General features: G+C 45.2%; 18 protein-coding genes. 13 read left to right on the forward strand and 5 right to left on the reverse strand.

Annotated features, from left to right (window positions below; genetic code table 11):
* Positions 1-11: 11 nt before the first annotated feature.
* The 5 genes from DW947_RS06105 to DW947_RS06125 all read right to left on the reverse strand — a co-directional run bounded on the left by DW947_RS06105 (position 12) and on the right by DW947_RS06125 (position 8,017).
* Positions 12-458, reverse strand: a complete 447-nt coding sequence (locus tag DW947_RS06105; protein WP_016272898.1) for a hypothetical protein — start codon at positions 456-458, stop codon at positions 12-14.
* A 66-nt stretch (positions 459-524) separates the two neighbouring features.
* Complete coding sequence (locus tag DW947_RS06110) at positions 525-1,625, reverse strand: DUF6340 family protein (protein WP_057089743.1); 1,101 nt, start codon at positions 1,623-1,625, stop codon at positions 525-527.
* A gap of 170 nt (positions 1,626-1,795) precedes the next feature.
* Positions 1,796-5,131, reverse strand: coding sequence for a preprotein translocase subunit SecA (secA, locus tag DW947_RS06115; RefSeq protein ID WP_005831963.1), 3,336 nt, complete (start codon positions 5,129-5,131; stop codon positions 1,796-1,798).
* Between the two features lie 97 nt (positions 5,132-5,228).
* Positions 5,229-6,797: an alkaline phosphatase family protein gene (locus DW947_RS06120; RefSeq protein ID WP_119958471.1), complete on the reverse strand. Its 1,569-nt coding sequence runs from the start codon at positions 6,795-6,797 to the stop codon at positions 5,229-5,231.
* A complete protein-coding gene (locus DW947_RS06125; RefSeq protein ID WP_044468557.1) occupies positions 6,797-8,017 on the reverse strand; it encodes a DUF4105 domain-containing protein in 1,221 nt (406 codons plus the stop codon). The genes DW947_RS06120 and DW947_RS06125 overlap by 1 nt, the downstream gene beginning before the upstream one ends.
* A gap of 505 nt (positions 8,018-8,522) precedes the next feature.
* Here DW947_RS06125 and DW947_RS06130 point away from each other — a divergent pair.
* From DW947_RS06130 to secG, 13 genes are all read left to right on the forward strand, one after another.
* Positions 8,523-9,254, forward strand: a complete 732-nt coding sequence (locus tag DW947_RS06130) for a type III pantothenate kinase (protein WP_044468995.1) — start codon at positions 8,523-8,525, stop codon at positions 9,252-9,254.
* On the forward strand, positions 9,241-10,503 hold the full coding sequence (locus DW947_RS06135) for a hypothetical protein (RefSeq protein WP_057089747.1): 1,263 nt from the start codon (positions 9,241-9,243) through the stop codon (positions 10,501-10,503). Before DW947_RS06130 ends, DW947_RS06135 begins: the two co-directional genes overlap by 14 nt.
* A gap of 45 nt (positions 10,504-10,548) precedes the next feature.
* Positions 10,549-11,874, forward strand: coding sequence for a tetratricopeptide repeat protein (locus DW947_RS06140; RefSeq protein ID WP_005831953.1), 1,326 nt, complete (start codon positions 10,549-10,551; stop codon positions 11,872-11,874).
* A 4-nt stretch (positions 11,875-11,878) separates the two neighbouring features.
* Positions 11,879-12,505 (forward strand): LPS export ABC transporter periplasmic protein LptC, encoded by a 627-nt coding sequence (lptC, locus tag DW947_RS06145; protein ID WP_005831952.1) that lies wholly within the window; start codon positions 11,879-11,881, stop codon positions 12,503-12,505.
* Positions 12,506-12,509: 4 nt separating this feature from the next.
* On the forward strand, positions 12,510-13,766 hold the full coding sequence (locus DW947_RS06150; protein WP_005831951.1) for a hemolysin family protein: 1,257 nt from the start codon (positions 12,510-12,512) through the stop codon (positions 13,764-13,766).
* Positions 13,767-13,888: 122 nt separating this feature from the next.
* Positions 13,889-16,027, forward strand: a complete 2,139-nt coding sequence (locus tag DW947_RS06155) for a SurA N-terminal domain-containing protein (protein WP_016272890.1) — start codon at positions 13,889-13,891, stop codon at positions 16,025-16,027.
* A 151-nt stretch (positions 16,028-16,178) separates the two neighbouring features.
* Entirely contained in the window at positions 16,179-17,219 is a 1,041-nt protein-coding gene (gene rlmN / locus DW947_RS06160; protein ID WP_022401941.1) for a 23S rRNA (adenine(2503)-C(2))-methyltransferase RlmN, read from the forward strand.
* A 69-nt stretch (positions 17,220-17,288) separates the two neighbouring features.
* On the forward strand, positions 17,289-18,344 hold the full coding sequence (locus DW947_RS06165) for a DUF4837 family protein (protein WP_016272888.1): 1,056 nt from the start codon (positions 17,289-17,291) through the stop codon (positions 18,342-18,344).
* Positions 18,345-18,349: 5 nt separating this feature from the next.
* Positions 18,350-19,447 carry a 4-hydroxythreonine-4-phosphate dehydrogenase PdxA gene (gene pdxA, locus DW947_RS06170; RefSeq protein ID WP_005831943.1) on the forward strand — a complete coding sequence of 366 codons (1,098 nt, stop codon included), beginning with the start codon at positions 18,350-18,352 and terminating at the stop codon, positions 19,445-19,447.
* A 1-nt stretch (position 19,448) separates the two neighbouring features.
* Entirely contained in the window at positions 19,449-20,699 is a 1,251-nt protein-coding gene (locus DW947_RS06175) for a sigma-54 interaction domain-containing protein (RefSeq protein WP_005831941.1), read from the forward strand.
* Positions 20,686-21,210: an LptE family protein gene (locus tag DW947_RS06180; RefSeq protein WP_005831940.1), complete on the forward strand. Its 525-nt coding sequence runs from the start codon at positions 20,686-20,688 to the stop codon at positions 21,208-21,210. Before DW947_RS06175 ends, DW947_RS06180 begins: the two co-directional genes overlap by 14 nt.
* Positions 21,211-21,214: 4 nt before the next feature.
* On the forward strand, positions 21,215-21,988 hold the full coding sequence (locus DW947_RS06185) for a hypothetical protein (protein ID WP_005831938.1): 774 nt from the start codon (positions 21,215-21,217) through the stop codon (positions 21,986-21,988).
* A gap of 4 nt (positions 21,989-21,992) precedes the next feature.
* A complete protein-coding gene (gene secG, locus DW947_RS06190) occupies positions 21,993-22,382 on the forward strand; it encodes a preprotein translocase subunit SecG (RefSeq protein ID WP_009038088.1) in 390 nt (129 codons plus the stop codon).
* Positions 22,383-22,395 lie beyond the last annotated feature (13 nt).

Below are 22,395 nucleotides of genomic sequence, written 5' to 3' on the forward strand. Positions count from 1 at the left end.
TGTTTGGAATATTATTTTTCCAGCAGCTCTTTCAGAAAAGAATCCAGTTCCTCATCCAATCCTTTCAGTAGCTCTTCATTGACCAATAGAGTATCATCATCCATCAGCAACAGTTCTGCTATTGTTTCTTTATCATCATCCACCAGTACAAAAGAGAATGGTTTCAGGATAGTCAGCTTGTCGAACTTTCCTTCATTTTTCATGTTGCAGAGCAGTGAGGACAAGATACGCTCTACATTTTCGTAGAAATCATCCCCCTCGTATGTCATCCATTCTTCAATGGAAGTATTGGCAAGCTCTTCATCTTCATCATCAAAGATAGACAGTTCGCCCGAATTCTGATTCGGTTGCAGATGAATGTCTGTAACGATAGTCTGTTCGCAACCGCAGGTGTATTTGCCGATTGCTTTTTTAAGAGTGTCCTCCAAGAGTGCTAATGACGATTGACTGAGCTTCATAATAACTTTCTTTTCTTAATGGTTGTTCAAAGGTATAAAAAAAACGGTTATCTCTGCATCATTTGACTAAAAATCATCATCAAATCTGTTCATTTGCATGTTCAGGCGTGCCATTCCCTCTTTTCGTTTCTCCAATTCGTCTACATACATGCTGATAAAGATATAATAGGAGATGGTTCCATCATGTATTTCGCCTGTCTCTTTTTTGTCTGTCTTGCTTTTCTCACGGGCAAGGGTTTGCGCTTTTAATGCCCATTCCAAGGCAGTATCTATGCTGTCTTGCATTTCGTAGCCCAAAGCGGTGTTATAGGCTGCATACATTTTCTGTTTTCCTTTTTTTGTTTCGTAGGTCTGCTTCCAGAGCTCTACTGCTTTACTCCAATTTTCTTCTTTGGCATATACGGCTGCGTCACGCATATTTACAGAACCACCACTGAAGAGATAGCGGTTACTGGTTTTCCAATAGGGGAGTAGATGTCTTACCGGAACCGTTCCTGCAAATTCAGATGCTTGCTTCACCATGTCTTCTTCGCTGATGAGGCGGGAACGTACTGACGCTTCACCATTTCCTGCCTCTTCCCAGAAAATACTGTCATTGCTGTTGATGGTCACCATAGGACCTTTGCGGTTAGGTAAATATATTCTGACGGTAGGATATACCTTTACATCCACTGTGCCGAGGAACACACCCCAGTCGGGCATATAACTTATCTTGCGATTGGAACGCATTTGTATGTTTTCCAGGGCTATCAGGAAATCTACGTCCAAATTCTGTGTAAGTTCCAGTACTTCATCTCTCGATAATGTGCTTTCGCGGGGATTGATGTCTTTACTCCGGAGGGCAGAGTCGCATATCACAACCTCTTCAAAGTAGTTTTCGTTGGCAAGGGCCTCTGCAAGGGATTCGGTTGTTATTGCGGCGTCTCCATTGTAGTAGTTGGTGAGGCGTGCCACCTCATTCTCGCTTTTTTTCTGTTCTTCCTCAGTGATGATGAGTTTGTTGTCCGGTACGTTTGGCATGTTGTTGACAACAGCCACACGTTTCAGTGTTGCCGGGAAACTGACTTCTGCCGGAAGCATATAATCAATGGACAGTTGTTCTACACTCTGGCAGCTGCCTAACAGCAGAGACCCCATCAATAACAGACAATAGTGATATTTGGTCATAGTCTTTGGTTTTGTTCTTTGGAGCAAAAGTACTCTTTTAGCTGAATATTCAAAAGCTGGAACGAATAAAAAATGTGATAATGTGGTAGGAGAAAAAGTGATAGGGTGATAAAAGATACCTGACGGTATCATCTTATCACCCTATCGCCTTATCATTTTATAGCTTTGCTTTATGCATTCCGTCCGTGGCAGTTTTTGTATTTCTTACCGCTTCCGCAAGGACAAGGATCATTGCGTCCTACGGTCTTCTCGGCACGGATAGGTTCGCGTCTTGGTTGTTCACGTGTATCTTGTGCCGCAGCGGCCTGCTGGTTCGGGTCATTCAAATCAACCTTCTGTTCGCGATACTTGCTCATATCCTGGCGTTGTTCCGGAGCAGCCTGGCGCACCTCTACTTGGCGGGGAGCCTGGGGAGCCTCAGGGGCTTCAGCCGGAGCCTCTTGTACCGGGATTTGTCCACGCATTAAGATAGAGATAGTCTGATTATTAATCTTATTCACCATGGCATCAAACAAGTTCACAGATTCCAGCTTGTAAATCAGCAGCGGGTCTTTCTGCTCGTAACTTGCATTCTGCACGGAGTGTTTCAGCTCGTCCAGCTCGCGCAGGTTTTCTTTCCATGCTTCGTCGATGACGTGCAGCAAGATGGATTTCTCGAATGACTTCACCACCTCCTTACATTCTGTCTCATAAGCTCTCTTCAGGTTGCAGGAGATGTTGTACATACGTTTTCCGTCTGTGATGGGGATAAGTATGTTTTCGTACATGTGTCCCTGCGTTTCGTATACTTGTTTGATGACCGGATAGGCTATCTGTGCCATACGTTCTGTCTTGCGTTTGAAGAGTTCCATGGCAGCGTCAAAAGTTCTGTCTGCCAGTTTTTCTTTCTTCTCATTACGGAATTCCTCTTCGGTGAAAGGTACTTCCATGGCAAGTGTCTGGAGCACATCCATCTTGCAGTTTTCGTAGTCGGGCGCTTCAATGGCATTGGCACAACGGTCCCAAATCATGTTCACGATATCCATGCCGATACGTTCGCCCATCAAAGCGTGGCGGCGTTTGGTGTAGACTACTGTACGTTGCTTGTTCATCACGTCGTCATATTCCAACAGACGCTTACGGATGCCGAAGTTGTTTTCCTCAACTTTCTTTTGCGCACGTTCAATGGATTTGGAAATCATGCCGTGTTCAATCATTTCACCTTCTTTGAAACCCAGTTTGTCCATTACACTGGCAATGCGGTCACTGGAGAACAAACGCATCAGGTCATCTTCCAAAGATACGAAGAATACAGAAGAACCCGGGTCGCCTTGACGTCCTGCACGACCACGTAACTGACGGTCCACACGGCGTGATTCGTGGCGTTCTGTACCGATGATGGCAAGACCGCCTGCAGCTTTCACTTCCGGACTCAGCTTGATGTCGGTACCACGGCCGGCCATATTGGTAGCGATGGTTACAGCACATTTCAAACCGGCAGTAGCCACAATATCCGCTTCCTTCTGATGCAGTTTGGCATTCAATACACTATGTTCAATCTTACGCATGGTAAGCATTTTGCTCAACATTTCAGAGATTTCAACAGAAGTGGTACCCACCAGTACGGGGCGTCCTGCTGCCACCATTTTTTCTATCTCTTCGATGACTGCTTTATATTTTTCACGTTTTGTCTTGTAAACGCGGTCATTCATGTCATTACGGGCAATGGGGCGGTTAGTCGGAATAACCACTACATCCAGTTTGTAGATGTCCCACAACTCGCCGGCTTCTGTTTCTGCCGTACCGGTCATACCGGATAGTTTGTGGTACATACGGAAATAGTTCTGTAATGTAATGGTGGCAAAAGTCTGGGTGGCAGCTTCTACTTTCACGCCTTCTTTGGCTTCGATGGCTTGGTGCAAACCGTCAGAATAACGACGTCCTTCCATGATACGTCCCGTCTGCTCATCCACAATCTTCACTTGGCCGTCAATTACCACATATTCGTCATCTTTCTCGAACATGGTGTATGCCTTCAACAGTTGGTTGATGGTATGCACACGTTCGCTTTTGATGGCATAGTTGGTCATCAGGGCATCCTTCTTTTCAAGGCGCTGTTCGTCTGTCAGCTCTGTTTCGTTTTCCAAGGCAGAGAGTTGCGCTGTGATATCGGGGAGTACGAAGAAAGTGGGGTCCTCTACATTGCTACTAATCAAGTCTACGCCCTTGTCCGTCAAATCCACGCTGTTCATTTTCTCTTCGATAACGAAGTACAGCGGGTCAGTCACCTCGTGCATGCGCTTGTTGTTCTGCTCCATGTAGATTTCTTCGGTCTTCAGCATACCGGCCTTGATGCCTTGTTCGCTGAGGAACTTGATGAGTGCCTTGTTCTTGGGCAGGCACTTGTGACTGCGGTACAAAGCGAGGAAGCCTTCTTCCTGGTCTTTCTTATCGTTTGATGCAATCAGGCGCTTGGCATCGGCCAGGTATTGGGTAGCCAGTTTTTTCTGAGCTTCTACCAGACGTTCCACTTGCGGGCGGAGCTGTTCGAAGAGTTGGTCATCGCCTTTGGGAACCGGTCCGGAGATAATCAGCGGAGTACGGGCATCATCAATCAATACTGAGTCCACCTCATCGACAATGGCATAATTATGTTGGCGTTGTACCAGGTCTTTGGGGCTGATAGCCATGTTGTCACGCAGGTAGTCGAAACCGAATTCATTGTTTGTACCGAACGTGATATCTGCCAGATAAGCTTTGCGACGGGCATCAGAGTTGGGCTGGTGCTTGTCGATGCAATCTACACTCAAACCGTGGAACATGTAAAGAGGACCCATCCACTCGGAGTCACGTTTTGCCAGATAGTCGTTCACTGTTACCACGTGCACGCCGTTACCAGTCAGGGCATTGAGGAATACCGGTAGGGTAGCTACCAATGTCTTACCTTCACCGGTTGCCATTTCGGCAATCTTACCTTTATGTAGAACCACACCACCAAATAGCTGTACATCATAATGTACCATGTTCCATACAGTATCGTTACCACCTGCTATCCAATGGTTCTGGTAGATGGCTTTATCGCCTTCGATGCGTACAAAGTCTTTAGTGGCAGCCAGTTGGCGGTCAAAATCGGTAGCTGTAACCACTATTTCTTCATTTTCAGAGAATCGTTTGGCTGTTTCCTTTACAATAGAGAAAGCGGTGGGTAATACTTCGTCCAGCGCTTTTTCATAAATCTCCAATATCTCTTTCTCGATTTTGTCGATTTGGTTGAAGAGGTCTTCGCGTTTTTCCAGTTCGGTATCTTCAACGCTGGCTTTCAGTTCTTCCACTTTGGCGCGTTGTTCGGCTGCCGAATCGTGGATGTAGGCTTTCAGTTCTTCTGTCTTGGCGCGTAGGGCGTCGTTGTCGAGTTTGGCTACTTCCGGGTAAGCGGCTTTGATTTTCTCCACCCACGGTTGTATTTCTTTCATGTCGCGTGTGGATTTGTTGCCGAAAATCGAGCTTAAAAATTCATTAAATCCCATTATATATTTGTTTTTATTATTATTGCTGAGTTAGTTGAGCGTGCAAAGTTACTGATTTCTATACAGATTATCCAGATTTGCACAGATTATTTTAGAATCAAAAGTCAAGGGGAGATGCTGTACTTGCATTAGGGGCGCGGATGCGCATTACACTTGCCAAGGTAGGGGCAATGCGGTCAATACTGATGGGGGTACGGATGGTTTCAGCCTTCATTCCTCCTCCCAATAAAATGAGGGGAGCAGGAATATCGGCCGTACGTACTACACGGTTATCAGTACTATTTTCCTGCATGATAGTCCAGCCCGGGAGTATTTCAATGAGCAAATCGCCAGAGCGCTTGCGATGAAAACTATTGCGTATACGTTCTATTTGCCGTGACCAGGGGCCCAAAAGCAGGCGATGAGCTGAATATACTTCGCTCACGCCACTAAACTGAACCAGAAATTCGGCAGATTTTTCTTGAATTTCAGTCAGGCTCAACTGCTTGTTCTCAATAAGTTTATGGTTGAGATAGATTTGTTGGTCATAATAAGCTTCCACATATTGTCCCTCGCCATAGGATGCCATGAGGTACATGTTTAGCAGGGCGGCACAGCGGTTCAGGTAGAATTCACCACCCGGTATCCGGTATACGCCCGGGTCGGCTGCTTCCGGGTCGGCATAGCCGGTGGAGGTGATGCAGAAAAGTACGTTGTGGAGCCCAACTTTACGTTCTATGAGCTCTAATAAGGAAGCTATACTACGGTCCAGTCGCACGTAGGTGTCTTGCATTTCCATGGCACATTCCTGCGTACTTCGGTGGTTATAATTTCCTGCGTAGTAAGTCAGCGATAATAGGTCGGGCACGTCATCTTGTCCGATAGTGCTCTTATTCAGCAGCTCTTCGGTCAGCAGGTTGACTTCCTCATTGATGAAAGGGCTGGTTATCAAGCGGCGGAACTTGTTTGTCCGTTCACCATCCAGCTTGTATTTGAATGGCTCGTTGCGCCATTCGGGCAGAAATGTATAGTTGGTAAAAGGAAGTGCAGGTGTCCATACCATATCCTTGATACGGTAGTCGGGAGATTTCCGGTCGTTGTATTGACTCAGCCACCACGGAAATTCATTATAATAAGTTGTACTGCACCATTTTCCGGTATTGTTATTAAGCCAGAAGGCACCGTTCCCCGCGTGTCCGGCACCCAATATGGCGGCATCGCGGAAAGGTGCGATGGCGTAGACCAGACCTTTGTTGCGGGTAGCTATTTTCAGCTCGTCGGCAATGGTGGAGGTCAGTAATAGGGAGGGGGAAGTGCTTTCGTCGGTATAGTTGCCCATGAAGTTGGGGTCTTCTACACAGTCTATGGGGCGTAGTGTACCTGCATCCAGCCACTGCTCTGCAATGATGCCGTTCATGGACGGTGTTGTCCCGGTATAGATGGCGGCAATGGCCGAGGCTCGGTCCGTTCCGCAAAAAGGAAATTCTGCTTGACGGAATACTTTACCTTCACGCAGTAAGCGCTTAAACCCCTTTTCTCCGTATAAGGACGAAAATGCTTCCATATAGTCTGTACGCAACTGGTCAATGGTCAATGTTACCACCAGCTTTGGGGAGGCAGGCAGCGGTTGGGCTTGCAGACCACTGAATGTAAGTGCGAGTATGGAAGTTATCAGTCCTTTTTTCATTACTTTCGTTTGTATGTTAGAATGAGGTTGCTTGCAGAACGTATCAGCAAACACAGTGCCAAAGGTAATACTGCTGGCGGAATTCTCTGCGGAATTATTGTCCAAAGCCCTATAAAAAGTGTTAAAACTACAAAGTCAACCAGCATATAGCGGCTTATTTCCCTTTTTCGTACCCTGGATAGCATGAATGGAAGGCAGAAAAGGTGAAATGGATGGAATACAAATAATATATAATTGGGACTTACTGCCGGATGCTGTGAGAATAGTGCTAAAAATGCCAGTATACATCCAGCCATTCCGGCAACCAAGAAGAGTATGAGGTCTATGCCCCAAAGAGTTTTCCCTCTTCGTATGCCGTAAATGCTGATGCCTGCTACAAGTATCAGTAATAGCGAAGCCGACTGCATCGGTGTGATGCCTCTGCTGACGAAGTCGGCTGGTGTTTTACCCGTTACTACGATTTTTTCTTCTTTGGCAACCAGTGGTCGTGCTTGTCCTTCTTTGTCCACAATCTGCGCTTTATTGAAATACTCCTGCATGTAGAAGGGGACGAACATTGCCAGCCGCCGGTTGATGGGTTCGTCTGCTTTGCTGCCCATGCATAGGTCCATGCCGAAACGTGACCACAAATGGCCTTCACTGTATTTATGCAGCAAATCCCTGAAAGAGATTCCCGTACTGTTAGCAGTCATATTGTCAGCGTATTGCAGAGTGCCGTTGATGGCACGCTCTATCTGGTCCCGCGGGCGGGTGGCACAATTGTCGTAGAAAAAATTGTAGCGGTATACTCGGTTTTCAGGGCGGTAGTTCTCTGTCAATAGTGCTATCAGGCGTTCTTTTTCCTCTTCTGTTAGATTTAACGTTTGTTGCCAGACATCGCGTCCCAGATAGTTGTATTCGGCGGCGAAATGCTCATAATCGGTTACTCCAAGTTGATAATCCGTTTCTCCCAAGGCAAAACGGAAGATGAAGTTAGGGGCGTTGAAGTTGAACATGCCGTAATTGAAGACGGCGTCAATGCCACGTGTATAGTTCTCGTATCGTATGGCAGTGTGTCCGAATAGGGAATAAATCTCTCCTCCTGCAGCGCAAGTCAGTAGGCTGACGCGTACGGAGTCTGTTGCAGCAGTCTTTTGCTGTTGTGTCACCTGGGCATTTGCTGAAGGCAAACAGAAGAAAAAGATTACTATATATATATGTATAAGTAGGCTTCGTTTCATGCTGCAAACTTACGGAAAAAACTAATATTATCCCAATTTGTGATTAGGAACTAAAGCGGTTATTCGCGTTATTCCGGTCATCTGTGTCCGAAGAATCTTTTTTAATTATGAACTTGATACAATTCTTAATTCGCATTATTGGTTGTTTTGAATCAACTGTCGAGTACGAGTGGTAGGTATTTTCTATTTACAAACGATACGGGTGCAAGAAATAGTGGTATATTGAACCTGATTCAGTCGTATACTGAATGCCATTCAATCGTATACTGAATAGGGCTCAGTCGTATACTGAATGTAGCGCATTTAGTTGTATTGATAATCAGGTGGTTGTGGTATGATGTTGCGGCTTTAATAAATCTCAACAGAATGTAAAAGTGGCATTGTGGTTGTTTGGTGTGGATGTGAATAAGAATTCTTGTGCAGTTGTTCTTCTAATAAAGAGATGGTTTCTGCTGAATTTCAATATTAATGTTATATCTTTGCGCCGCTAAATTTATGCAATACGGTGAATCTCATTATTGATATAGGAAATACAATCGCCAAGATGGCGGTGTTTGATGGTGGACGTATCGTGGAGGTGGTGTATGACTCCAATCTGACGTTGGAACGGTTGCCTGAAGTATGCCGTACATATACGATTGAAAAAGCGATAGTGGCTACTGTCATTGATTTGAGTAGAGAGGTGTTGTCGCAACTGGAAGATATGGCTGTCCCCATTCTGTGGCTCAATGAAAAGACTTCTCTTCCGGTAGAAAACCTCTATGAAACTCCCCGGACGCTGGGGTATGATCGTATGGCGGCGGTGGTAGGAGCCAATGAGCAATTTCCTGGCAGGGATATACTGGTGATTGATGCCGGTACCTGTATCACTTATGAGTTTGTTGATGCTGCTGCCCGCTATCATGGCGGGAATATCTCTCCCGGCCTGCAGATGCGTTTCAAGGCGCTTCATCAGTTTACCGGACGGCTTCCAATGGTGGCTCTTGAGGGGCGGATGGTGCCCATGGGGAAGGATACCGATACAGCTATCCGTGCCGGAGTACTGAAGGGTATTGAATATGAAATTTCAGGTTACGTTACGGCTATGAAGCATAAATATCCTGAACTTTTGGTTTTTTTAACGGGCGGGGATGATTTTTCTTTTGATACAAACTTAAAAAGTATCATCTTTGCAGACAGATTTTTAGTGTTGAAAGGATTAAATAGAATTTTAAACTATAATAATGACAGGCTATAGACAAACACTGTTAGTGCTCTTGCTCACGATATTATCAGGAGCGGCAGTCGCTCAAAATAATACAAATTCTCCCTATACACGATATGGATATGGACAGTTATCTGAACAAGGCTCAAGTAACAGCAGGGCGATGGGTGGTATTGCCTATGGTTTACGAGACAAGTATCAGACAAACTTCGCTAATCCAGCATCCTATACGGCGGTAGATTCGCTGACTTTTATCTTTGATGGAGCAGTCTCTTTACAGAATACAAACCTCAGTAACGGTACTCTGAAACGAAATGCCAAGAATTCCAGTTTTGATTACATCACGATGCAGTTTCGTGCAAGTAAATGGGCTGCCATAAGCTTGGGATTGTTGCCTTATTCGAATGTGGGATACAGCATGGGAGAGTACCGGGAAGATACGGAATTCCCAGACAAATCTACGACGGTAAGCTATTCGGGAGAAGGAGGTCTGCATCAGCTTTATTTAGGTGCGGGCTTTAAAATAATTAAAAATCTTTCTGTCGGTGCGAATTTTTCGTATCTTTGGGGAGATATAACAAGGACCGCTGCGGAAACCTTTCCGTCCAGTTCAAGTGTATTTCCTATTACAATACAGTCTAATGTGGCTGTAAAGAGTTATAAGTTGGATTTTGGAGCGCAGTACACCCATCAGTTTGGGAAAAAGCATGTTGCAACGTTGGGAGTCGTCTTTTCTCCGGGGCATGATTTGAGTAACGATGCGTACGAAGTTACGCAGACTGGTGATAGCAATACGGGAGCTACTTCGGCAACGAGGGATACTATTGTTACTTGCGGCATTCCGACAACATTTGGCGCAGGTGTGACGTACGTGTACGACAATCGTCTGACGGTAGGAGCGGATGTGATGTTCCAGAATTGGAGCAAAGTGAGCTATATGAACAATGACGAGGCGTTTTGCGACCGTGGAAGAATATCCGTTGGTGCAGAGTATCTGCCGAATCCTATGGGAAGAAGTTATTTGTCTCATGTGAAGTATCGTTTGGGAGCTTATTATTCCAAACCTTATTATAAGATAGACGGTGTACGTGCCGCTGATGAATATGGTGTTACTGCCGGTTTTGGATTACCCATACCGAGAACCCGTTCTGTATTGAGCCTTTCTGCGCAATACGTGCGAACCAAAGGAACCCAAGCAGCGTTCTTGAACGAAAATACATTGCGCATTTGTATCGGAGTAACCTTTAACGAACGTTGGTTCTTCAAGCGTAAAGTGGATTAATGGAAATTGAATAGACAAAAATATAACAACTAAAATTTAAATACAATGAAAATTAAGACGCTTGTGGCTGTCTTGCTCCTTTCGGGTGGAGTGACCAGCACTTTCGCACAGACTGAAAATTGTAATTCGAACAGTAGTATCTCTCATGAAGCAGTGAGAGCTGGTAACTTTAAGGATGCATACGCTCCTTGTATGGCTGTATTGAAGGATTGTCCTACACTGCGGTATTACACATTTACAGATGCTCAGAAGATTTTAGTGGGTTTCTTGAGTCAGATTAAGGATAGAAATTCTGCTGATTACAAGAAGTATTTTGATGAGTTGATGGATGTATATGATTTGAGAATGAAGTACATTCCTGAATTCATTGGTAAGGGAATGAAGGGCGTGCCGAGTGTGGCTGATGCCTTGGGTGCCAAAGCTGTGGATTATCTTCAGTTCGCTCCTGCTCCGGACCTTAATACGGCTTATAATTGGCTGAAAGAATCTGTTCATGCTGAAAAGGGTGGTTCCAAAGGTGCGGTGTTGCACTATTTCCTGGATACTTCCATGCAGAAGGTAAAGGCTGATGATAATCATACCGACCAGTTCTTCCAGGATTATATTGATGCTTCCAAGTATGCAGATGACGCACTTGCTGCTGAAACCAAGGAAGCTAAGAAGGCTAACTTGCAAGCTATCAAGGATAACCTCGTGGCCATGTTCATTCAGAGTGGTGTAGCTGATTGTGAATCTTTGCAGAATATCTATGGTCCTAAGGTGGAAGCAAGCAAGACTGACTCCGCTTTCTTGAAGAAGGCATTGAACATCCTGAAATTGATGAAGTGCAACGAAAGCGAAGTTTACTTCAAGGCATCTGAGTACATGTATCAGATTGACCCGACTGCCGATGCAGCTGTAGGTGTAGCATACATGTACTATAAGAAAGGTGACTATGACAATGCCGTGAAGTATTTTGATGAAGCATTGGCTAAAGAAACAGATAATGACAAGAAGGCTGAAATGGCATACGCTACTGCCGCAGCCTTGATGCAGGCCAAGAAACTCTCTCAGGCAAGAAGCTACTGCCAAAAGGCTATGAGCTTTAAGGAGAACTATGGAGAGCCTTATATTTTACTGGCACAGCTTTACGGCTCCAATCCTAACTGGACCGATGAGCCTGCTCTGAATAAGTGTACTTACTTTGTAGTAATTGACAAGCTGCAGAGAGCTAAAGCTGTAGATCCTTCAGTTACAGAACGTGCTAACGAATTGATTAGTACTTATTCCCGCCACACTCCCCAGGCTAAAGACCTCTTTATGTTGGGTTACAAAGCTGGTGACCGTATCACTATCGGTGGATGGATAGGTGAATCTACAACTATCAGATAAAATCATGTTGCTACAACCCATCAACATTGTTTATCATAAAAATGCGAGCATAACCATTGTCCTTGGGGCAATGGTTATGCTTCTTTTATTTTCTTCGTGTTCCGGGAAGAAGAAGGAGCTGGGAGATGCCATTACCGAGCGTGACTCTATGGCAGTGATGGATACCCGCGGGGTGACTACACTGGTTTCTGATTCCGGTGTAACGCGTTACCGCATCAATACGGAAGAGTGGCTGGTCTTTGACCGGAAGAATCCTCCTTACTGGGCTTTTGAAAAGGGGGTCTATTTGGAGAAGTTCGACTCTATCTTCCAAGTGGAGGCAAGTATCAAGGCTGATACAGCCTACTTCTTTAATAAGGAGGAGTTGTGGAAACTGATGGGGAATGTGCATATACAGAATTTGAAAGGTGAGCAGTTTGATACAGAGCTGCTGTATTGGGACCAGCGGGCACAAAGAATTTATTCGGATGAGTTTATCCGTATCGAGCAGCCTGACCGTATCATTACGGGACATGGCTTTGAATCCAATCAGCAGATGACTGTTTACACGATTCGCAAGCCGGAGGGTATCTTCTATGTTGACGAGGAGACTGCCGCAGCAGACAGCTTGCAGACTGATACCATAAATTGATAAAATGGATACCGTTATTTTTTTATTGATAACCATGGCTTTCTCTGCTTTCTTTTCAGGAATGGAGATTGCCTTTGTTTCCGTAGATAAACTGCGCTTTGAGATGGAAAGGAAGTCAGGCGTCACTTCCGGTATCATTTCCTATTTCCTTCGCAACCCGAATAACTTCATCTCGACCATGCTGGTGGGTAATAACATCGCGCTTGTCATTTATGGTATCTTGATGGCACAAATCATAGAGGTGAATCTTCTTGCCGGAATTATTTCCAATCATTTTGTAATGGTGTTGGTGCAGACTGTAATTTCCACTCTTATTATTTTGGTAACCGGTGAGTTCTTGCCGAAGACTTTGTTTAAAATCAATCCCAATCTGATGCTGAGGGTATGTGCCATTCCTTTATTCATATGTTATGTCATTCTGTTTCCTGTTTCAAAGTTTGCATCGGGATTGTCGTATCTGTTCCTTCGGATATTTGGGATGAAAGTAAACAAGGAGGCGTCGGCCAAGGCTTTTGGCAAAGTGGATTTGGATTACTTCATCCAGTCGAGCATAGAGAATGCGGAAAGTGAAGAAGAACTGGATGCAGAGGTAAAGATATTCCAAAATGCGCTTGACTTTTCGAATATAAAGATACGCGACTGTATTGTACCGCGTACAGAGGTGGTAGCTGTAGATCTGACCACTACATTGGAAGAATTGAAATGTCTTTTTGTGGAGTCGGGTATTTCCAAAATCATAGTATATGATGGAAATATAGATAATGTGGTGGGATATATTCACTCGTCGGAGATGTTCAGGAATCCGGTGGACTGGAGGAATAACGTGAAGGAAGTGCCTATTGTACCCGAAACGATGTCGGCCCACAAACTGATGAAACTGTTCATGCAACAGAAAAAAACGATTGCTGTAGTGGTGGACGAATTCGGTGGTACGGCGGGTATCGTCTCTTTAGAGGATTTGGTGGAAGAAATTTTTGGCGATATTGAGGATGAGCATGATAACACATCCTATGTGTGTAAGCAGTTGGGTGAACGTGAATATGTGCTTTCGGCCCGTCTGGAAATAGAAAAGGTAAATGAGACTTTCGGGCTCGACCTGCCGGAATCGGATGATTATCTGACAGTGGGCGGTCTGATTTTGAACCGTTATCAAAGTTTCCCGAAACTGCATGAAGTGATTGAAGTGGATAATTATCAGTTTAAAATAATCAAGGTAACAGCCACTAAAATTGAGTTGGTAAGACTGAAAGTCATTGAATAATTTCATTTAGGCGTAATTTTTTAAAGAATAAATGGATGCGTATTAGCATTTTTTGTATCTTCGTGCGCTAAAATGAACATGTTAGGAAAATAATAATAAACAAATAAATCATATTAACTAAAATGGCAACATTACAAAACATTCGGTCTAAAGGACCTTTATTGGTGATTGTTATTGGTTTGGCGCTGTTTGCTTTCATCGCAGGTGACGCGTGGAAAGTGCTTCAGCCACACCAGTCACAAGACGTAGGTGAAGTGAACGGGGAATCAATTTCCGCTCAGGATTTTCAAGCATTGGTAGAAGAATATACAGAAGTCATCAAGTTCTCCAGTGGCAACAGTGCATTGAGCGATGAGCAGACAAACCAAATCAAAGATGAAGTATGGAGAACATACGTCAATAATAAGCTGATTGAAAAGGAAGCAAAGAAACTCGGTCTGGTTGTATCGAAGGCTGAGATTCAGGCTATCATTAATGCCGGTGTGCATCCGATGCTGCAACAGACTCCGTTCCGTAATCCTCAGACCGGTGCGTTTGATAAGGATATGTTGAAGAAGTTCTTGGTGGACTATTCAAAAATGAATAAGGCACAGATGCCTTCACAATATGCAGAATACTATGAATCCATGTACAAGTTCTGGTCTTTCCTCGAAAAGTCCCTTATCCAGGCACGTCTTCAGGAGAAGTATCAGGCTTTGATTACAAAATCTCTTTTCTCCAACCCGGTAGAAGCTCAGGACGCTTTTGATGCAAGAGTAGAGCAGTCAGACCTGCTGCTTGCTGCAGTTCCCTATTCTTCTATCGTTGACTCTACCATCGTTATCAAGGATTCCGATTTGAAAGCTGCATACGACAAGAAGAAAGAACAGTTCAAGCAATATGTGGAAACTCGCAATATCAAGTTCATTGATGTGCAAGTTACTGCAAGTGCAGAAGACAGAGCTGCTCTCCAGAAGGAAATGGAAGAATACACTGAACAACTTACTGCCAATCCTTCTGACTATACTACCTTTATCCGTTCTACCGGTTCCGAAGCTCCTTATACAGACTTGTTCTACACTACTAAGTCTCTGCCTGCTGATGTGACAGCCCGTTTGGACTCTGTTGCGGTGGGTGGTGTATTCGGACCTTATTATAACGTATCGGACAATACTCTTAACTCTTTCAAGAAATTGGCTACTGCTGCTATGCCGGACTCTATCGAGTTCCGTCAGATTCAGGTAGTTGCCGAAGATGCTGAAAAGACGAAGACTTTAGCCGACAGCATCTACAATGCTATTAAGGGTGGTGCCAGCTTTGCTGAAATTGCGAAGAAGTACGGTCAGACCGGTGAGCCTACCTGGATCTCTTCAGCTAACTACGAAGGCGCACAGATTGACGGTGACAACTTGAAATATATTACTGCTGTCACTACTTTGGGACAGAACGAACTGACCAATCTGGCGTTGGGACAAGCAAATGTCATTTTGCAGGTAACCAACAAGAAGGCTGTCAAGGATAAATATAAGGTAGCCGTTATCAAGCGTCCGGTAGAATTCAGTAAGGAAACTTACAGTAAGGCATACAATGAATTCAGCCAGTTTATCGCTGCAAACAATACTTTAGAGAAAATGATTGCCAATGCGGAAGATGCCGGTTATAAGTTGTTGGATAGAGCCGACTTGTACAGCTCTGAACATGGTATCGGTGGTATCAGAGGTACCAAAGATGCTTTGAAATGGGCGTTTGAGGCAAAGGCCGGTGAAGTTTCCGGTTTGTACGAATGTGGCGAGAGCGACCGTATGCTGGTAGTAGGTGTTGCAAGTATTGTTCCTGAAGGTTATCGCCCACTGGCTTTGGTAAAGGACCAGTTGAGAGCTGAAATTCTCCGTGATAAGAAAGCAGAGAAGATTATGGCTGATATGAAGGCTGCCAATGCAACTTCGTTCGAGCAGTACAAGAATATGGCAAATGCTGTTAGTGATTCTGTAAAGCACGTTACTTTCTCTGCTCCTGCCTATATCCCGGCATTGCGTAGCAGCGAACCTCTGGTAGGCGCATACGCTTCTATTGCCGAAGTGAACAAGCTGAGTGCTCCTATCAAGGGTAATGGTGGTGTATTCGTTCTGCAACCTTATGCAAAAGAGAAACTGAACGAAACATTCAACAAGGAAACTGAAGAGGCTAACTTGGCTAACATGCACGCACGCATGGCAAGCCAGTTCATCAGTGACTTGTATCTGAAAGCCAACGTAAAAGACCAACGTTATTTATTCTTCTAAGAATAAAAAAACATATTGAAAAGCCGTCCGGTATTTCCGGGCGGCTTTTTCATTCTCTGTACATTTCATTTTCTATACTCTCCGTTGTCTTTGTGCAACTTTATTCCTACCTTTGCATTCTTGAAAGAGTTTTGTTTTAATGAAAAACGATATGCAGAAACGACCTCTATTGGGCTTGACGCTCTCTGAATTGCAGAATGTGGTGAAGAATCTGGGAATGCCTGGTTTCTCTGCCAAGCAGATAGCTTCCTGGCTGTATGACAAGAAGGTGACTTCTATAGACGAAATGAGCAATCTTTCGTTGAAGCATCGGGAATTGCTGAAAGAAATCTATGAGGTAGGTGCCGAAGCGCCGGTAGATGCCATGCGCTCTGTAGACGGTACGGTGAAATACTTGTACCGGGCAGGCGAGGGGCATTTCGTGGAAGCTGTCTATATACCCGACGAAGACCGGGCTACGCTTTGTGTCTCCTCTCAGGTGGGCTGTAAGATGAATTGCAAGTTCTGTATGACCGGCAAACAAGGTTTTACTGCCAATCTGACATCCAACCAGATTATTAATCAAATCAATTCGTTGCCCGAAAGGGACAAGCTTACCAATGTGGTAATGATGGGCATGGGTGAACCACTTGATAATCTGGACGAGGTATTGAAAGCGCTGGAAATAATGACCGCCTCTTATGGGTATGCGTGGAGTCCCAAGCGTGTTACACTTTCTTCTGTGGGATTGAAGAAGGGCTTGCAGCGTTTTATTGAGGAATCGGACTGCCATCTGGCTATCAGCCTTCATTCGCCGATACCTTTGCAACGCCGCGAACTGATGCCGGCAGAGAAGGCGTTCTCCATCACGGAGATTGTGGAATTGTTAAGAAACTATGATTTTAGCAAACAGCGCAGACTATCTTTTGAATATATTGTTTTCAAAGGAGTGAATGACTCGTTACCGTATGCAAAGGAACTTCTGAAGCTGCTACGCGGGCTGGACTGCCGGATTAACCTGATTCGTTTTCATGCCATACCTGGAGTGAATCTTGAAGGGGCTGATATGGAAACCATGACTGCGTTCCGTGATTATCTGACTTCGCACGGTCTGTTTACCACTATACGGTCATCGCGTGGAGAGGATATATTTGCCGCTTGTGGCATGTTGTCCACTGCCAAGCAGGAGGAGAATAAAGAAGAATTAATATAAATTATTAACTTAGGTAGGGAGGATATTACGCATTCTTCGTAGCTTTGTGAAAACTAAAATGATAGAGATATGAGAAAGCACTTGTTTTATTTAAGTATGGTTCTCGTACTGACACTTTTTTCCGCTTGCGGTGGTGGTAAAAAGGGTGTGTTTACTCCGACCTCCAGTGGTCGTGCGTATGAAGTTCTGGTAGTGGTGGAGCCCGGCTTGTGGGAACGTCCTGCCGGTAGGGCGCTTTTCGATGTGCTTGATTCTGATGTTCCGGGGCTTCCCCAGTCAGAACGTTCATTCCGAATCATGTATACTGCCCCTTCCAATTATGATGCCACTTTAAAACTGATTCGCAATATCATTATTGTCGATGTGAACAAGGACCTCTATACCCAGCCTAAATTCAAGTATGCAAGGAATGTATATGCTGCTCCTCAGTCTATTCTCACTATTCAGGCACCGGACGAGGCTTCGTTCGAGAAATTTGTGGAGGAGAATAGGCAGGTAATCATCGATTTCTTTACCCATGCGGAAATGAATCGTCAGATTTCAGTATTGAAGGACAAGCATAGCGACTATATAGCAACGAAGGTGAAAAGCCAGTTCGATTGCGATGTATGGGTGCCGGGCGAACTGACATCTACCAAGGAGGGTGAGAACTTCTTCTGGGCAGGTACGAATGCAGCTACCGGCGACCAGAACTTTGTAATCTACTCTTATCCTTATACGGATAAGGATACGTTTACTAAAGAATATTTTGTTCATAAACGCGATTCCGTGATGAAGGTTAATATCCCTGGTGCCCGTGAAGGCATGTATATGTCGACGGATTCTCTGATGACCGATGTACGCCCCATCAGTGTGCAGGGAGACTATGCACTGGAGGCCCGCGGCTTGTGGCGCATAAAGGGTGACTTCATGGGCGGTCCGTTCGTATCGCATGTACGTTTGGACAAGGCCAATCAGCGTATTATCGTATCTGAAATATTTATTTATTCACCTGATAAAATGAAACGTAATCTGGTACGTCAGATGGAGGCTTCGCTCTATACCTTGAAACTGCCCGGCAGCAAGCAGGAAGGTACGGAAATTCCGGTAGGCGTAACCTCAAAAGATACTACTAATAATAAGTAATAAAAATGGAAGACAACAAAATAAGAGTCGGCATTACACAAGGCGACATTAATGGTGTAGGGTATGAAGTGATTTTAAAGACGTTTGCAGACCCGGTGATGCTGGAATTGTGCACGCCGATTATCTACGGTTCGCCTAAAGTGGCAGCTTATCATCGTAAATCATTGGACTTGCCTACCAACTTCAGTATCGTCAACTCCGCCTCCGAAGCGGTTCCCAATCGCTTGAGTGTAGTGAACTGTACGGATGATGAAGTAAAGGTTGAGTTCTCTAAACCTGACGTTGAAGCTGGTAAAGCTGCACTTGGTGCACTGGAAAAAGCCATTGAGGAATATAAGGAGGGAATGATAGACGTGATTGTCACAGCTCCCATCAACAAGCATACCATCCAGTCGGAGGAGTTTGCCTTCCCCGGACATACGGAGTATATAGAGCAAAAATTGGGAGATGGCGAGAAGGCCCTTATGATTCTGATGAAAGATGACTTCCGGGTAGCATTGGTGACCGGACATATTCCCGTTAAAGAGATAGCCGGAAGCATCACCAAAGAACTGATACAAGAAAAACTGAAGATATTCAACCGCTCCTTGAAGCAGGATTTTGCTATCAGCGCACCGCGTATTGCAGTGCTTTCGCTGAATCCGCATGCAGGAGACGGCGGATTGCTGGGAACTGAAGAGCAGGAGATTATCATTCCGGCCATCAACGAAATGGCTGCTAAGGGTATGCTTTGCTATGGTCCTTATCCGGCAGACGGGTTTATGGGCTCAGATAACTTTACCCATTTTGATGGTATCCTGGCCATGTATCACGACCAGGGGCTGGCACCGTTCAAGGCATTGGCTATGGACGAGGGCGTGAACTATACTGCCGGCTTGCCGGTGATACGCACTTCGCCTGCTCATGGCACGGCCTACGATATTGCCGGGAAAGGAATCGCCTCTGAAGATTCATTCCGGCAGGCTATCTATGTGGCAATAGATGTGTTCCGTAACCGCCAGCGTGAGAAAGAGGCACATGCAAATCCGCTGCGCAAGCAATATTACGAGAAACGTGACGATAGCGACAAACTGAAACTCGATAGTGTAGAAGAAGATTTGTAGAATGACAAAAGCGGAAATACAACAAGTAAAATTACGTTTCGGCATTATCGGCAACAATGAAGCGCTGATGCGTGCCATTGATATCGCTATCCAGGTAGCGCCCACCGACTTGTCTGTACTGATTACCGGAGAGAGTGGTGTGGGAAAGGAGAGCTTTCCGCAGATAATACACCAGTACAGCCGGCGCAAGCATGGACAGTACATTGCCGTGAACTGTGGAGCCATTCCCGAAGGGACGATTGACTCAGAACTGTTCGGTCATGAGAAGGGCGCATTTACCGGGGCTATCGGCGAACGGAAGGGGTATTTCGGTGAGGCCAACGGCGGAACAATCTTCCTTGATGAAGTCGGCGAATTGCCTTTGCCTACCCAGGCACGCTTGTTGCGTGTGCTCGAGAGCGGTGAATTCATCAAAGTAGGTTCTTCTAAGGTGGAAAAGACCGATGTGCGTATTGTTGCCGCTACCAATGTAAACTTGACGCAAGCCATTGCTGACGGACGTTTTCGTGAAGACTTGTATTACCGTTTGAACACAGTTCCTATTCAGGTCCCTCCATTGCGCGAACGCGGTGAAGACGTGGTGCTGCTGTTCCGAAAGTTTGCTTCGGACTTTGCAGAAAAGTACCGTATGCCTGCCATTCAGCTGACGGAAGACGGCAAGCAAGTGTTGCTGGGCTACTCATGGCCGGGTAATGTGCGCCAGTTGAAGAATATCACCGAGCAGATATCCATCATTGAGACCAATCGTGAAATCAATGCATCCATACTGAAGGGCTATCTGCCTGAGCAGAACAATATGCAGCGCCTGCCTGCCTTGTTTGGAGTGAAGGAGGACAAGAGCTTTGGGAGTGAACGGGAAATTCTCTACCAGGTTCTGTTTGATATGCGCCAGGATGTAACGGACTTGAAAAAGTTGGTGCATGAGATTATGGCTGAAAGGGGAACGGTAGCCAATCCGGCGGTTGCCACATCGGCCTACTATACGCCGGCTACTCCGGCGGTGGTACCTCCGGTAACATCCAGTGTCCCCACCATTATACATCCTTCGGTAAAGCCGGTTACTCCGGTGGACGATGATTTCCAGGATACGGAAGAATATGTGGAGGAGTCACTCTCCCTGGATGAAGTGGAGAAAGAAATGATACGTAAGGCGCTTGAAAAACATCACGGCAAGCGTAAGAGTGCGGCTCAGGATTTGAATATCTCTGAGCGTACGTTATACAGAAAGATAAAAGAATATGGATTGGATTAAAAAAGCGGCATTTGCTTCCTTGTTGGTAAGCTTGTTATTTCTGGTGAATTCATGTAGTATGAAGTTGGGACTTGCTCCGATAAGCTCTATCGACTATACAAAGGTAAAAACGATTTCCATTGCCGATTTCCAGAACCGGGCAGAGTATGTATATGCACCGCTGGCAACAGAATTTAACCAGAAAATGAAGGATATGTTCATTCAGCAGACTCGCCTGCAACTGGTGAATTCCGGAGGAGACCTGGAAATAGACGGAGAAATAACCGGCTACAATCAATATAATGAATCGGTGGATGCCAGCGGCTACTCTTCGAAGGTGAAGGTGACGCTGACTGTCAACGTGCGTTACACCAATAACACGAACCATGAGGAGGACTTTGAACAGCAGTTCTCGGCTTTCCAGACCTATGATTCCTCAAAATTGCTGACCGAAGTGCAGGACCAGCTGATAACCTTGATGGTGAAAGACATTGCCGAACAGATTTTCAATGCAACTGTAGCTAACTGGTAAACTCATGACGCCTACCCATTTGCAACAATGGATTCAGCATCCCGAGACGCTGAATAGGGATACTTTGTACGAGCTTCGCACATTGGTGGCACGCTATCCTTATTTCCAGTCGCTCCGTTTGCTCTATCTGAAAAACCTCTATCTGCTGCACGACATCAACTTTGGCGCGGAGTTGCGCAAGGCTGTGTTGTATGTGGCAGACCGTCGTGTGCTGTTTTACTTTATAGAGGGTGACCGCTATACTTTGAAATCCCGGAAGGTCTCGTCGCTGTTTTCCGGCGATTTGGAGAAAGAGCCGAGTGTGGACCGTACCCTTTCCTTGATTGACGCATTTCTGGCTACTGTTCCCGAAGAGCATTCACAGCATACGGAGCTGGATTATGCGGTGGATTATACGGCCTATTTAATGCAGGAAGAACCCGGTGTGGATGCAGAAGATGAGTCGGAAGTGCCTAAACTGCGCGGGCATGAATTGATAGATGACTTTATCCAAAAGAGTGAGTCTTCGGATGCCTCGGATACGAGAAGGGAGTTTCTTGTAGAGAAGGAGGAAGAGACTGAAGAAGAGGAAGAACCCTCAGTATCGCCGGTAACGGAAGAGTTGGACGATAGCTGTTTTACGGAAACTTTAGCCAAAATCTATATAAAACAGCACCGATATGACAAGGCGCTTGAAATTATTAAAAAATTAAGTTTGAATTATCCAAAAAAAAATGCTTACTTTGCAGACCAAATCAGATTTTTGGAGAAATTGATTATTAACGCTAAATCAAAATAACAAAATGTATTTATTATTAGTTATCTTAATGCTGATTGCATCTGTGCTGATGTGCTTCATTGTATTGATTCAAAATTCTAAAGGAGGTGGTCTGGCATCAGGCTTTTCATCATCCAACCAAATTATGGGTGTGCGCAAGACTACGGACTTTTTGGAAAAAGCAACCTGGACTCTGGCAGCTGTCATGGTAGTCTTCAGTATTGTTTCTGCTTACACTATTCCTTCTTCCACAGGCAAGGGCGGTGATGTGATTCTGGAACAGGCGCAACAAGAAGAAAAAACTAATCCTTATAACATGCCCGTAGGTACAGAAGCTCCGCAATCGGAGGCCCCTGCAGCTACAACTCCGGCTGAAGCTCCTGCTCCTGCAGCAGAAGCCCCTGCAGCAGAATAAGATAAGGATATTG

Origin of the sequence: Bacteroides sp. AM44-19 (genome assembly GCF_003603395.1) — a bacterium.
GTDB classification, from domain to species: domain Bacteria; phylum Bacteroidota; class Bacteroidia; order Bacteroidales; family Bacteroidaceae; genus Bacteroides; species Bacteroides uniformis.